Origin of the sequence: Thermosipho japonicus (genome assembly GCF_014201655.1) — a bacterium.
Lineage (GTDB): Bacteria > Thermotogota > Thermotogae > Thermotogales > Fervidobacteriaceae > Thermosipho > Thermosipho japonicus.
This window is the reverse complement of record NZ_JACHEX010000004.1, coordinates 118,380-131,953: the sequence shown is the minus strand read 5'-3', so window position 1 is coordinate 131,953 and position 13,574 is coordinate 118,380. Positions and strand designations below refer to the sequence as shown.

The 13,574-nt window shown below is 26.9% G+C and carries 14 protein-coding genes and 1 pseudogene; 13 read left to right on the top strand and 2 right to left on the bottom strand.

Annotated elements, in window-relative coordinates; translation table 11 throughout:
- Positions 1–23: 23 nt before the first annotated feature.
- From HNP65_RS07655 to HNP65_RS07645, 3 genes are all read left to right on the top strand, one after another.
- Positions 24–1,733, top strand: coding sequence for a penicillin-binding transpeptidase domain-containing protein (locus HNP65_RS07655; protein WP_184619676.1), 1,710 nt, complete (start codon positions 24–26; stop codon positions 1,731–1,733).
- Between the two features lie 63 nt (positions 1,734–1,796).
- Positions 1,797–2,252: a hypothetical protein gene (locus HNP65_RS07650; protein WP_184619675.1), complete on the top strand. Its 456-nt coding sequence runs from the start codon at positions 1,797–1,799 to the stop codon at positions 2,250–2,252.
- Between the two features lie 196 nt (positions 2,253–2,448).
- Positions 2,449–3,186 (top strand): sulfite exporter TauE/SafE family protein, encoded by a 738-nt coding sequence (locus tag HNP65_RS07645; RefSeq protein WP_184619674.1) that lies wholly within the window; start codon positions 2,449–2,451, stop codon positions 3,184–3,186.
- Here HNP65_RS07645 and HNP65_RS07640 read toward each other — a convergent pair whose 3' ends face one another.
- Positions 3,187–4,110 (bottom strand): alpha/beta hydrolase family protein, encoded by a 924-nt coding sequence (locus HNP65_RS07640; protein WP_184619673.1) that lies wholly within the window; start codon positions 4,108–4,110, stop codon positions 3,187–3,189.
- Between the two features lie 157 nt (positions 4,111–4,267).
- On the opposite strand from HNP65_RS07640, the gene HNP65_RS07635 reads away from it, so the two are divergent.
- A complete protein-coding gene (locus HNP65_RS07635; RefSeq protein WP_184619672.1) occupies positions 4,268–5,131 on the top strand; it encodes an EamA family transporter in 864 nt (287 codons plus the stop codon).
- A gap of 75 nt (positions 5,132–5,206) precedes the next feature.
- On the opposite strand, the gene HNP65_RS07630 is transcribed toward HNP65_RS07635, so the two are convergent.
- The gene (locus HNP65_RS07630) at positions 5,207–5,761 is read right to left on the bottom strand and encodes a hypothetical protein (RefSeq protein WP_184619671.1); all 555 of its coding nucleotides are present in this window, start codon (positions 5,759–5,761) and stop codon (positions 5,207–5,209) included.
- Between the two features lie 303 nt (positions 5,762–6,064).
- Here HNP65_RS07630 and HNP65_RS07625 point away from each other — a divergent pair, with 303 nt between their 5' ends.
- The 9 genes and pseudogenes from HNP65_RS07625 (at position 6,065) to HNP65_RS07585 (ending at position 13,572) form a co-directional block, all read left to right on the top strand.
- On the top strand, positions 6,065–6,238 hold the full coding sequence (locus HNP65_RS07625) for a multidrug transporter (RefSeq protein WP_184619670.1): 174 nt from the start codon (positions 6,065–6,067) through the stop codon (positions 6,236–6,238).
- Positions 6,239–6,306: 68 nt separating this feature from the next.
- Positions 6,307–7,446: a lysoplasmalogenase gene (locus HNP65_RS07620; protein ID WP_184619669.1), complete on the top strand. Its 1,140-nt coding sequence runs from the start codon at positions 6,307–6,309 to the stop codon at positions 7,444–7,446.
- A 24-nt stretch (positions 7,447–7,470) separates the two neighbouring features.
- Entirely contained in the window at positions 7,471–8,601 is a 1,131-nt protein-coding gene (locus HNP65_RS07615; protein ID WP_184619668.1) for a C69 family dipeptidase, read from the top strand.
- Between the two features lie 11 nt (positions 8,602–8,612).
- Positions 8,613–9,404: a peptidoglycan editing factor PgeF gene (pgeF, locus tag HNP65_RS07610; protein WP_184619667.1), complete on the top strand. Its 792-nt coding sequence runs from the start codon at positions 8,613–8,615 to the stop codon at positions 9,402–9,404.
- 517 nt (positions 9,405–9,921) lie between these two features.
- Positions 9,922–10,347, top strand: coding sequence for a hypothetical protein (locus HNP65_RS07605; protein ID WP_184619666.1), 426 nt, complete (start codon positions 9,922–9,924; stop codon positions 10,345–10,347).
- A 36-nt stretch (positions 10,348–10,383) separates the two neighbouring features.
- Positions 10,384–10,473 (top strand): annotated as a pseudogene (locus HNP65_RS09995) (Fic family protein); the annotation flags it as partial.
- A 162-nt stretch (positions 10,474–10,635) separates the two neighbouring features.
- Positions 10,636–10,887: a helix-turn-helix domain-containing protein gene (locus tag HNP65_RS09850; protein ID WP_246348237.1), complete on the top strand. Its 252-nt coding sequence runs from the start codon at positions 10,636–10,638 to the stop codon at positions 10,885–10,887.
- A gap of 370 nt (positions 10,888–11,257) precedes the next feature.
- Complete coding sequence (locus HNP65_RS07590; protein WP_184619665.1) at positions 11,258–13,351, top strand: DEAD/DEAH box helicase family protein; 2,094 nt, start codon at positions 11,258–11,260, stop codon at positions 13,349–13,351.
- A 17-nt stretch (positions 13,352–13,368) separates the two neighbouring features.
- Positions 13,369–13,572, top strand: coding sequence for a hypothetical protein (locus HNP65_RS07585; RefSeq protein WP_184619664.1), 204 nt, complete (start codon positions 13,369–13,371; stop codon positions 13,570–13,572).
- Positions 13,573–13,574 lie beyond the last annotated feature (2 nt).

The following is a 13,574-nucleotide window of genomic DNA, read 5'->3' as shown; positions in this document are numbered from 1 at the left end:
TGAAAAATCCGCGAGTAATATTCTTGTATTTTATATTTGTCATTTTAATTTTTATTGAGGTAATTAAACTTTTTGAGGTTAATAAAATTGAAGAAAATACTATAGTTTATGAAAAAATACCTTCATTGAGAGGTAAAATTTATGATTGTAATAATCAACTTCTTGCAACTAGCCTCCCATTATATGTTGCATATTTTGATGTTGATTTTTTAAAAAGATTGTACAATCCTTCTTATGATTTTGATATTAAGCTTCTTGAAAGTCGATTTAATGTGAAAATAGATTTTAATAAAAGATTTGTTAAATTAGGAGAATCTTTTGATATAAATGTAATAAAACAAAAAATACCTTTTGAATTAAGAAAGTTTGTTAATATTAGTATTAATGAAAAAAGGCTGAGATTAGAAAATTTTGGATTGGATCAAATAATAGGAATTGTTAGAGATGGAAAAGGTGTAAACGGTATAGAAAAGTTTTTTGATGACTTATTGTCAAAGAAACAAGATGGTGAAATTAATTTAAAAGTCTCAGGTGGTGTTACTAAAGAAGCATCAATAATTCAATATATTCCACCAATTAATGGTGAATCAATAGTTTTATCATTAGATACGGATATACAAAAAATATTGTATGAAATAGCATTTAATTCAAAAATTAATTATCATGCAGAAAATGTTGGAATAATTTTAATGGAAACAAAGACAGGTAAAATAAGAGCTTTAGTAACAACTAATAATTGGCCTGACTATTTTATGGGGTATATTGAGCCAGGTTCGGCGATGAAACCAATGTTTTATTCTGCAGCACTTGATCTTGGTGTGATTACAGAAGATTCGACATTTGTATGCAAAGGTTATATTTATCCAGATAGTGAGTTAGATATAAAAATTAGTGATATTCATCCCCATGGTTTGCTTGATTTAAAAGAAGCAATTTCAGAATCATGTAATGTAGCTGCGGTTTTAACTTCTAAAAGGATAGTAGAAGAATACAATAATGAAACTTTATATAATATTTTTAAAACTTTTGGTTTTGGTGAAAAAACTGGTATTGAGCTACCGAATGAAATTGAGGGAGTTTTAAATTCTCCAGATAAATGGTCAAAAATTGAATGGGCATATTTACCAATAGGATATTCAATTGGAGTAACCCCATTACAATTAATAACAGCATTTAATAGTATTTTTAATGATGGGATATTAATAAAACCAACTTTAATTGAAAATAGTACTCCTAAAAAATACCGAGTAATGTCTTCTAATACAGCTGATAAGATGAAAAAATTTTTGAAAGATGTTGTAGAACATGGTACGGGAATTTTTGCAAAAATTCCTGGAATGGATATTTATGGTAAGACCGGTACGAGTGAAATTCCAGGTAAAGAAGGAAGTTACATTATGACATTTGAAGGTAATTTTTCTTTAAATAGCATAGATTATACTGCTTTAGTTTGGGTTACAAATCCTGAAGGATATTCTCTTTCTAGTTATGTAGCAGCTCCTATATTTAAACAAGTAGTTTTAAAACTAAAGGAATATTATTCAGAAAATAATAGAATGATTTACGTAACACCTGGTTTAGTTCCTAATATTGTAGGATGGAATATTAGACAAGTATTTGTTTTAGAAAAATATTTTAAAATAAAAATTTTAGGAAAAGGATTATACGTAAAAAAACAGTTTCCAGACCCTGGAAGCTTTAGCGATGAAATTATTGTTTACTTAGGTGAATGAATGTGTTAATTAAAATGCAATATAAGTTACCTTATATTGCGTTGATAAAGAAGGAGTGAGAAATTGGTAGTAAAATCTAGATTTGTTATCGTTCCAATGCCAGTTATGCAATTTGTAATGAAAGCAAGGCCAGCAAATGCTGGTAGAGCGTATTTATATCTTTATTCTATGTCGATCGCAGTAGGGAAAAAGGTGACTCCGTGGATTTCATATAGAGATTTAGCAGATTATTTTGGTGTTAAATATGGAACCATAGAGCTTTCGATGAGACTTTTGCAAAGATTAAATGCAATTGTTCCAATTGCTAGAAAGAATAAGAGAGGATATGGGCAAAAATATATTGTAAATGTTCCTGAATATGTTAATGGTGAATTTATTTTTGTTGATTTGGAAGAATCATCAATATTTGATGATTTAGTACTGGATGAAAATTCAAAAACATTTGTATCTGTTATAAAAAGGTTTAAATCAAGAAAAGAAAAAGCTATGAAGGATCAATTAAAGCTGTTTGATGATTAAATAATTTTATCGACAGGAAAACCTGCCAAGCAAATGCTTGGCTTTTTTTGTTTTTATTAAGAAAGTTTTTGTAGATATATTTATATGTAAGATAAAAACATAAAAAAATATTATCACATATATTTGTTCAACAATATTTCATATCATACAAAAAACAGTGTATAATATATAAAAACAAAAAACAGGGGGCTGAAAAATGACAATACTGTTATACTTATTTCTTTTTTTTGCAGGAGTTGCAGCAGGTTTTATAAATGTTCTTGCTGGTGGTGGTTCAATGCTTACGCTACCTGTATTAACATTACTTGGGCTTGATATTTCTGTTGCAAATGGTACTAACAGGGTAGGCATTTTACTTCAAAACATAATTGCAACAAAAAATTTTAAAAAACATAGACTTTTTACATTAAAAGAGGGCTTTTTAATTGCTTTGCCTGCAACTATTGGTGCAATCTTTGGTACTTTTACTGTTTTAAATTTAAACAAAGAACTTCTTGAAAAGATTATAGGTACTATTTTTTTGATTATGAGTTTTTTTATATTGTATAAACCAAAACTATGGGAAGAGGGTAAAATAGTAAAAAGAAATTATCTAATTACTTTTATAGTATTTTTTGCAATAGGATTTTATGGCGGTTTTATTCAAGCTGGTGTAGGATTTTTTCTAATTCTTGGATTAGTTTTAGTTGAAGGAAATAATATTATTAAAACTAATGCCTTAAAAGTATTTGTTGTTTTAAATTATACTGTATTTTCATTTCTTATTTTTTTATTCAATGGGAAAGTTGATATATTAAAAGGTCTTGTTCTTGCTGCAGGGACAATGATAGGTGCTAATTCAGGTACAAAAACAGCACTAAAAACAGGTGCCAAATTCGTTAGAATATTTGTGTTTTTGATGATTGTAATCTCAGCTATAAAATACATATTATAACTATTTATACAATGAGTTTTTGAAAAAATGTAAGCTTTTTCTTGCAATCAATCTCCTAAAAAAGTAAGATGATTTATGACCAGAAGGGATTGTAACTTTTCTAGCATTTTGTAATCTATTGTATAGATTGTTGGATGCCTTTTTTGGCATTATCTTGTCAAACATTCCTTTGAAGAACAAAACAGGTTGATTTACAAATTTAGCGTATGAAATTGGATCGTAATGAAAACATCCAGGCTTTAAAGAAAAAATTTCATCTATATTTTTTAATTCATTTAGTTTGTTAAAACCTTCTTTTCTAAGTTTTACACATTTATCCTCGTCTTTACATCCCCATTCATTACTATATTTTTTGTATCCTTCCCTTACTGGTTCCAGATATGGTGAGTACCAATTTATCCATCGCCAATCACCACCTGTGAAACTTAAAACTCCGGCTTTTATTCTTTTATCTAAAGCCATACTTATGGTAGCTATCATTCCACCAAAGCTAAATCCCATTATACCAATAGGTAATTTATTTTCTATCTCTTCAATTAAATCAATTGTTCTTCTAGCATCTTTAACTGCCTGGTGAAATCTTACAACACAGTGAGCAGGTGAATGATGATAAAACGGCTCGCCACCTTCCCAATCAGGTTTTGCCCTCTTTTGATGGTATGGATGTATTAAAAAGTATGTTTCAAGACCCATTTTTGAAAACTTTTCAGCAAACCACATTAAATATGGTATATGACCATTTCCAATACCATGTAAAAATATTAATCTAGCCCATGGTTTTTTTGAATTATATTTATAGACATGGATTTTCTTTGATTCAGGTATGTCAGGCTCATATACTGTATCAAACTTAAGTAGAGAATAATTTTCATATTTTTCAATTTCAAGATTAAATGGAATTGTTTTATCGTATTCGTATATCATTTAATTCCCCCTTTAAATCTATGTCTAATAAAATAATATACCCAATTGTAAAATTTAGCAATTATAAATCTTGAAAAATTTGGGATTTATGTTATATATAGATGGTAAAATAAATTAGGATAAAATTAAAAAATTCTGAAATAGTGGAGGAATGATTATGCATTATATTACAGCAATAATGTCTGCTTTTTCATCATCAGTAACCTCTATTTTTGGTAAGTTATCATTAAATGTGGGAGCATCAGCGCTTCAGATATTGCTTTTAAGATTCTTTTTTTCACTTATTATTTCAGGAGTGTTTTTTGTATTATTAAAAAAGAAAGTTAACATTAAATATTTAATGTTTTTTGGAACTTTTGGAATTATTAATTATGGAATTGCAGCTTATCTTTTCTTTTATGGTTTAAAATTTTTGAATCCAGCATATGCTACAGTTTTGTTTTTCTCAAATCCAATATTTGTACTAATATTTCAAAAACTTATATATAAAGGTAATTTCAGTGTCTTTAATTTAATTGCAGTAGTTTTATCTTTTACTGGAATTATATTATCAAATTTAGCAGAAAAAAGAATTGGTGGATCCGAAAATTTGATATTTGGAAGCTTCTTAGTTATCCTTGCAGCAATTTTTAACGCATTATTTATTACATTAGTTGGGGATAAAATAAAAAAACTAAAATTAAACCCCTTTGAAAGCAGTTTTTATACTTTTTTGGGTGTAACAATTTTGTATTTTATAATCTCTATTGCGAATAAAGAATTATATACTTTAAAATTAGATTATTACATTTACGGCTTACTACTTGCAGTATTTTCTACATTAATTCCTTTAACTCTAAATTATTTTTCATTAAGAAAAATTAATTCTACAACTTTATCTTTAATAATGCCCCTTGAAATTGTATTTGCAAGTATTTTATCATTTATATTTTTTGATGAAATCTTCAATATTTTAAAGGTTTTAGGATTTTCATTTGTTGTTGCAGCTCCAATTTTAGAAAGAGTTAAGATAAAAAAGTGAGAATATATAGATTATTAACAAAGTAAAACCTCGCCATTTTTGGCGAGATTTTTTAGTAAAAGAGGGGATAAATTATTATCTATGTCTACAAGGTCTATTTTCGTATCCATCATGTCTTTGATTGCCTCTTTTTGACCTACCATTTTGATTTGGTCTACCTACGTTATTTCTTTGGGTTATGTTACCTCTTTTGTTATTACCTTTTTTTGCAAATGTTGGAAATCCATTTTTTCTAGCTACAAATTCATTTCCATTTATTACTGCCTTTTCTAGAACAATAAATATTTCATCTTGAAGTGTAACTAACTTTCCAGAAACTTCGATAGTTTTGCCAGTTTCTAAATAATCTTTGAAAAGCCAAATAGGTCCAGAATGAACTTTGTATACCTCATCATCAGCATCAATTAGAATTTCAGAGCCTTGACCAGGTACTAAGTTAATTTCTTTAACTACACCAGAAAAAGTAACGTCTGAAACCTTAGCACCTTCTGGTAAATTTTGAAAGAGAGGTGTAGAGAAATTCTGTGATGCGCTGTTTGATTGATTAGAATTATTCCAAGGCCCATATGCAAAGATACTTACTGATAAAACAAGTAATGATAATAATATAACACTAAACTTTTTTAACATAATAACACCTCCAAATAATTTGATTGACATTAATAATGATACTCTTAAATATTTAATAAGTACTTAAAGTTAGCTTAGAAATTGCTTAGAAATTTAAAATGAGATGGGTAGATATATATAAATAGAGTAATAAGTAGGAAAATATACAAATAAAACCATTTATTTGAAAATTATATGCATATATATTTGTTCAACAATTTTTAATATCATCCAAAAAACAAAACAACTAAAAAAATTGACTTATATTAAATTAATTTGCTATAATTTAACTGATTAACAAAAAAATTATTAAGGGGGATTGTTATGAAAAGGGGAGAAATTGTTGGAGCTACAACCTTATTAGGGTTAGGAATTGGATTTTTTACTGATTCACCTTTAAAATTTATTGGTTCATTATTAATCGGAACTGGCGTTGGACTTTTAATTGATTATATTACTTCTGTTTTTTCTGAAAGGAAAAAGCAATCTTCCTCCTAATTAGGAGGAATTTTTTTAAATTAATGCATTTGATATAATTAACGTACGGGGATAGGGGGGTTAAAAGAATGAAAAAGATCATTTTTATATTATTTGTTATAATTACCACAACCTTTTTCGCAAATCAATTTGAGATTAGATTACCAGCTTACGATAAAGAAAATGGTGTTTATCAAATTTACACATTTGAATATCCAGATAAACTTGAAGTAACTGTAGTTTTCTGGGATGAAGATCATCCCAGTTTATTTATTGATTTCATCTATGATATATATCGTTTTTTTAAATGGGGAAGATTTTATGACATTGAAACATTCTTTATTTTAGATGATAGAGTGATTTTTGAAGATGATTATTGCAATTCTCAATCATATTTTCAAACAGAAAATTTGCATAATTATAAGGAATTATCAACTGATGTTTTTGAAAATGATGGAGAAAAATTAGTAATATACGTTTCTACCTGGAATCATATGTTTTCAAATAAACCTCTTCCTAATACAAACTATATAACTTATTTCCCCACTAATCTTGTTGGAACTAGAAGAGATGTTGAACAATTTTTTAGTTGGCATAAAAATAAAAAGCTTATTACTACGTTTGTTCTCACCTTAATAGTTTTTCTTTTTTTTGTTTTAACAGTTTTTTTTAAGAAAAAATCAAAAAGTAAGGTTATTTTTAAAGTACTAACAACTTTTACGATATTTCTTATTTCACTATTGAACTCCTCAGGTGTTGAATTTCTAATTGTTGCTGGACTTTTTTTTGGAATGTTAGGAGACTTTCTTTTGGAATTTGAAGATAAATTTTTGCATGGAATGGTTTCATTTTTAATTGGTCATATCTTTTATTTACTATCCTTTTTAATGAAATTTGGCCTTCCAAATATTTTAGTATTTTTTATAATACTCTCTATTTTATTAATTCTCTATTTTGTTATATTATTTAAAAAGTCAAAAAACTTTAAAATTCCAATTTTAATCTACACAATTGCTATTGGCATAATGTTTTCCTTTACATTTTCCCCTGCATTTAAAGATATATATTATTTAAGATTTATGTTGCCACTGGCTGGTGGATTATTTGTTTTCTCCGATTTTTTAATTGCTATTGAAAAGTTTGTAAGAAAAATAAAATATTCTGAGATAATTATATTAGGAACGTATTTTTTAGCTCAACTTATAATAGCTCTATCTACTATCTTTTAAAATGAATAAATTGGAGGAATTTTTATGTGTGATACTATGGTTGCATTGCAAAATGCAACAGTTGATGGTTCAATAATCTTTGCAAAAAACAGTGATAGAGAACCAAATGAACCTCATATAGGAATTTATATTGAAAGGAAAAAACATCAAGAAAAAAAGGTAAAATGTACATATATAGAAATAGAACAAGTACCGGAAACTTATTCATGTATATTATTTAAACCTTCTTGGATTTGGGGAGCAGAAATGGGTGTAAACGAGTATGGAGTTGTTGTTGGCAATGAGGCTGTGTTTACTAAACTTATTTCTAAGGAAGAATCTTTAATAGGAATGGATTATGTTAGATTGGCACTTGAAAGATCAAAAACTGCAAAAGAAGCTGTTGATACAATTATCAAGCTTTTAGAAAAATATGGTCAAGGTGGGAAATGCGGATATTCCAAGAATTTATATTATGACAACTCATATCTAATTGCAGATTTTAATGAAGCTTACGTTCTTGAAACTGCTGGAAAAGAATGGGTATATAAAGAAATAAAAGATGTATACTCTATTTCTAATTCAATAACTTTAAAAGATAATTATGACAACTCCTCATTAAGTGAAAAAATAAATTTCAAAGAGACATTTGAAAAAAAGTTTTTATCCAAAATAGCATCTGGTGATTTTCGAAGAAATATAACTTATAACAAGTTAAAAAATTTATCTGGAAAAATTGATGTGAAAGATATGATAGAAATTTTAAGAATTCACACTGATTCAAAGAATTTTATAAACGGTTCATTAAAAAGTATATGTATGCATTCAGGAAGCTTGATTTCAAGCGAAACTACTGGAAGCTTTGTTGTTAAATTAAAAGATGGAGTAATAAAAATATATGCAACTTTGAGTTCAAGACCTTGTTCTTCTATCTTTAAACCACTTGCATTTAATAACTTTTTATACGCTGAAGATGAAGTTCAAAGTGCTGTAAATTATTGGTCTAAGAGAAAAAAACTTGTTGAAAAACTTTCTAAAAATTCAGAACTTAAAAAGAAATTTATCCAAGAAAGAGATAAACTAGAAAATGAAATCCTAAATACTGAATGGAATGAAAAATCATTAATAGAGCTTTGGGATAAAGAAGATATGCTAATTAATGAATTTTTACTTTAAGGGGGAATAACATGCAAATAGGAAATTATGTTTGCAAAGAAATAAATGGACTTTTTCTTTGTAGATCAAGCCTTTTATGCCAGTTTAATAAATTATTTCATATAGTTACAACACGAAAAGTAAGTGAAAATCAATTTAATATTGAGGAGCTTGACATGTCTTTTAATAATGAAAATTTTAAAGATCATTATATTTTACTTTCAGACAATTTAGGACTAGATTTAAACAAATTTATCTTTACAAATCAAGTTCATAAGAACAGAGTTGAATATGTAACTCGTAAAGACTTAAAAGGTGAATTTTATGAAAATGTAATTATTACAACAGATGGTCTTATTACAGATGAAAAGGGAATATTTTTAGTCACCAAATATGCAGATTGTATGCCAATAATTGCATATGATCCTATTAAAAATGTTTTAGGTGTTGCCCATTCAGGATGGCGTGGAACTTTGATTGATATGCCAAAACATCTTATTATCAAAATGATAGATGAATTTGGTAGTAATCCTGAAAATATTTTTGTAAGCATAGGCCCATCTATAGGGCCTGAAAGCTTTGAAGTGGGCAAAGATGTAGCAGAAAAGTTTGAAAAAAAATTTGGTGATATGTTTATCAAAGTACGTAATAATAAATACTTTGTTAATCTATGGAGAATAGCCGAAAATCAAATATATGAAATTGGAGTTAGAAATATTGAAATATCACTAATTGATACTTGCAGTAATACAGATTATTTTTATTCCTATAGGAAAGAGAATACGAAAAAAAGATTTGCTGCGATTGTTGGATTAATACCTTAAATATCAAAAATGACGGCATTTAGAGTCGATTTTTATTGAATTTATTTTAACTAGTATAGATTATGATATTTTATTTCAATCTATATCAATAGAATTTTCTATAGTACTTATTAAATAGGAAAAGTGAAAAACTCTTATTTAACATAGAAATATCAAAAAATATCTAAATTTATTTTCGATTAAAAAAAATAAATAGAATACTTAATTATGTAAAGAAAGTCGAGATGACATTTCCCTGTTGAATCTGTAAATCAAATGCTTAATTTTGGATTTTTTGATAATTGAGGGTATATTTTTGATTTGTTTATGCATTAAAATAAGCACTGGAAGAATCTTTTGAAAAGACAACAAATCCTAATTAAAATCAACTATTATATTAAGTCATTGTAAATATATATCCGATTTTATTGTTGAGATACGATTCCGGACAAGTAATTAAACTGTGATATTATATATATAAATTGATATTTACCAATATAAAATTAATTTTAATGACGGACTTAAAGGTGATGATATTATGTTACAAAACAAAACCGAATTATTAAAAAAGCGTCAAGAGATACTTAAACTGAATTTTATAGACATTTCTAACAAAGAATGGCTTTACATATTAGGTGAAGAAACCAGGAATTCAATAATGATAGAGGGTATTTTTGTAGATGAAGACGAACTTTTTGATGCACTTAATGGAAAATATCGTTCAGCATCTCATGTTGTAAATCATTTTCGGACAGCTAAGTTTTTATATAATTTTGCAATTGAGCTTTACAAAACAGGTGAAAATTATCCATGTCTTGCAGCAGTAAAAACAGCTCACAAAATGTTATTTGATGGGATTATCAAACCACAAAAACTTGGAATCTTTCGTATAGGAAAGATAAAAATAATTGGTGCAAAAATTGAACCGCCTGAATATGATATAAACGATTGGATTAGATTGTAGTGTAGTTATACTGAATATGCTTATTTACACCATCCAATTCATGAGGCAGCAGCAAGAATACATGTATTATTTGAATCAATTCATCCTTTTGAAGATGGCAACGGTAGAATTGGAAGAATTCTTCTCAATTTTTACCTTCTAAAAAATGGTTATATAAACATAACAATAAAAGGCATTGACCAAAGTGAGAGAGATGAATATATAACTGCGCTTGAAAAAGCTGAAGAGGGAATAAGGAATATATTCAAACATTCGCCTAAAGATTTTACACCAGAATATTTGGATAAAATGTTTACCAAAGAGCAAACTAAGGAACTATCTAACCTAATATTTGAACAACTTATTAGAGCAATAGACAATTATATTTGTTTAACTGAACAAACAATAGATGTTAATGAAGCATCTAAAGTGCTTGGAATAAAGCCTGATAGTGTTCTTAAGATGATAAAGCGAGGAAAATTGATAGCTGCCAAAAAAGGAAAAAAGTGGTGGATAGCTAAAAAATATATAAAATTGTTAATTTCTAAATATAAGGCCTAGTGGAAATAAAGGGAAAGAATTTATGAAAAACGAAACAAATAAGTTGATAAATAGTAAAAGATAGAAAATAGAATGGTATTTAGAAAAGCTGAAGCAGAGGATAAAGATGAGAGGAATGAATGAGAGAATGCTGAAAGCATAGATTATATATATGTTACTAATGTTATAAATAGACTTTCTGCACATCCTAAAATGATTAGATTAACTGACAAATAGTTTTTACTTTGGCCAATATTTTTTGATAAATATTAAAATTTATTATAGTAATTACAAACCAAAATCGAAATCTTTTATGAAAATTAAAAAAATACCGTAAAACAAATACTAAAGCCTCAAAATTTAATAATATTTTTTATTTAGAAGGTGATCTATGAGCTTTAAAAAATTGATTTTGAAAAGAACTTATTCTTCTGAAATTGATGACATTTTAAATGATTTTTACATACCAGTTTTAAAAGAATCAATAAGTTATTTTCGAATATCTGGATTTTTTACTTCGGAATCTTTAGCAATTGCTGCTGGAGGAATATTAGGTTTGATAAAGAATGAAGGAAAAATGAAATTAATTGTATCACCAAGATTAACTTTTGAAGATATAGAAACTATTAAAGAAGCAAATCAGGAACCTTCAAAATATATAGATTCTATTCTTGAAAAAAATATAGAATTTTTGGAAAATGAATTTGTTAGAGATCATTTATTTGCTTTAGGCTGGATGATCGCAAACAATAGATTAGACATAAAAATTGCACTATTATCTAACCAGGAAGGCATTATTATGCTTTCAGATAAAATAATTGATTCAGGTTTATTTCACCAAAAAATTGGAATATTTACTGACAAGGAAGGAAATATGATTTCTTTTAGTGGTTCTATAAATGAAACATTATTAGGTTGGCAAAGAAATGTTGAGGAATTTAAGGTATTTAGAAGTTGGATAGATGTTGAAAATGAATATGTAAAAGAAGATCTAAAAAAATTTGAAAAATATTGGAGTAATAATGCAACTAATTTAAAAGTTATTGAAATACCAGAGGCAATTAAGCAAAAATTAGTCAAAATAGTTCCCAAAGATTTTGATATTAACTCTCTTGAAAAATGGTATAAAAAAGATAGTGATAATAAAGTAAAAAAGATAACTCTTTTTGAACACCAGAATGAAGCAATAAATAACTGGGAATCTAATAATTTTAGGGGAATCATTTCAATGGCAACGGGTACAGGAAAAACTTATACAGCAATAGGAGCAATTGATAGAATTTTAAAGAATAATCAAAAACATTTTGTTGTAATATCTGTGCCTTATTCTCATTTAATTGAACAGTGGAATAATTCAATTAAAAAATTTGGCTTAAATGTTAATTTTATAGTAAAGTGTTTTTCTGAGAACAGAAAATGGCATTCTGATCTTAAAAGATATGTAAGAAAGCTTTTACTGGGGCAAATTAAAAACTTATTAATAATTTCTACACATGATACTTTAGTAAGTGACAAAATGAAAGATATATTATTAAATATTAAAACTGATATTGAAACAATTTTAGTTGCTGACGAAGTGCATAGCATTGGTTCTCTAAAAAGACGTGAGAATCTATCGAATATTTTTCGTTATAGGCTTGGACTTAGTGCAACACCAAAAAGAATGTACGATGATTTTGGTAATAGTTTTTTAAAAGAATATTTTGGTGAAATTGTATATGAATTTTCTCTTTGTGATGCTATTTATAAGGTTAATCCTTTAACTTATAATACATTTTTAACTCCATATTATTATTATCCATATTTGTGTACTTTAACTGATAGTGAAACAAAAAAGTATAATTACTTAACTTTAAAAATACTTAATTTAGTGAAAAATTCTTCAAATAATATTTTTGATGAAATTGATTCTGATGAAAAATTAAAAATGTTTTTAATAAAAAGAAGTAAGATTATTAAAGCTGCAAGAAACAAGATAAAAGTTTTAGAAAATATAATTAGTGACATTGAAAAGAATCATGGAGAAATTAGTCATACAATAATTTTTACAGATGATAAGTTAATAAATGAAACTATTGATTTATTAAAATCCAAAAATATATATGCAGTCAAATTCACTCAAGAATTGTCTAATAAACAAAGGATTGATGTATTGGAAAATTTTGGAAAAGGGATTATTCAGGTACTTATAGCGATGAAAATACTTGATGAAGGTGTTGATGTACCAGAATCTAAAATAGCAATTATAATGTCAAGCAGTACAAATCCTAGAGAATTCATACAAAGAATTGGAAGAATATTAAGAATTTCTGAAAATAAAAAATATTCTTATATTTACGATATATTCACAAAACCAAAGTATATAGAAGATACAGCTTTAAACTTAGAAGACTCTTTGTTTAAGGCTGAAAAAGAGAGAGTAAAAATTATCGCAAAGTGTGCTTTAAACTACAAAGAGGTAATGGACAAAGTGAATGAAATATAAAGAAAAGGAGTGAAAACATGCTTAAATCTTCTGCACCAAAATTGTATGAAAGTCTAGAAAAAATGACATATTCTAAATTTGGAGAAAAAGAAGGGGAAAAAGTATTTAATCTATTATGGGAAATTTTTTCGGAATATACTAATAGAACTGAAAGTGATGAAAATAAGTTTGTAGATTATGCAAAGAAATTAATTGATAATTACTTTGAAAATAGGAGATGATA

Excerpts from the sequence above, each read along its gene's own strand:
- HNP65_RS07585 (WP_184619664.1), top strand. The coding sequence starts at position 13,369 with ATGCTTAAATCTTCTGCACCAAAATTGTATGAAAGTCTAGAAAAAATG.
- HNP65_RS07615 (WP_184619668.1), top strand. The coding sequence starts at position 7,471 with ATGTGTGATACTATGGTTGCATTGCAAAATGCAACAGTTGATGGTTCA.
- HNP65_RS09850 (WP_246348237.1), top strand. The coding sequence starts at position 10,636 with ATGTTTACCAAAGAGCAAACTAAGGAACTATCTAACCTAATATTTGAA.
- HNP65_RS07640 (WP_184619673.1), bottom strand. The coding sequence starts at position 4,110 with ATGATATACGAATACGATAAAACAATTCCATTTAATCTTGAAATTGAA.
- HNP65_RS07620 (WP_184619669.1), top strand. The coding sequence starts at position 6,307 with ATGAAAAAGATCATTTTTATATTATTTGTTATAATTACCACAACCTTT.
- HNP65_RS07645 (WP_184619674.1), top strand. The coding sequence starts at position 2,449 with ATGACAATACTGTTATACTTATTTCTTTTTTTTGCAGGAGTTGCAGCA.
- pgeF (WP_184619667.1), top strand. The coding sequence starts at position 8,613 with ATGCAAATAGGAAATTATGTTTGCAAAGAAATAAATGGACTTTTTCTT.
- HNP65_RS07625 (WP_184619670.1), top strand. The coding sequence starts at position 6,065 with ATGAAAAGGGGAGAAATTGTTGGAGCTACAACCTTATTAGGGTTAGGA.
- HNP65_RS07590 (WP_184619665.1), top strand. The coding sequence starts at position 11,258 with ATGAGCTTTAAAAAATTGATTTTGAAAAGAACTTATTCTTCTGAAATT.
- HNP65_RS07605 (WP_184619666.1), top strand. The coding sequence starts at position 9,922 with ATGTTACAAAACAAAACCGAATTATTAAAAAAGCGTCAAGAGATACTT.
- HNP65_RS07630 (WP_184619671.1), bottom strand. The coding sequence starts at position 5,761 with ATGTTAAAAAAGTTTAGTGTTATATTATTATCATTACTTGTTTTATCA.
- HNP65_RS07635 (WP_184619672.1), top strand. The coding sequence starts at position 4,268 with ATGCATTATATTACAGCAATAATGTCTGCTTTTTCATCATCAGTAACC.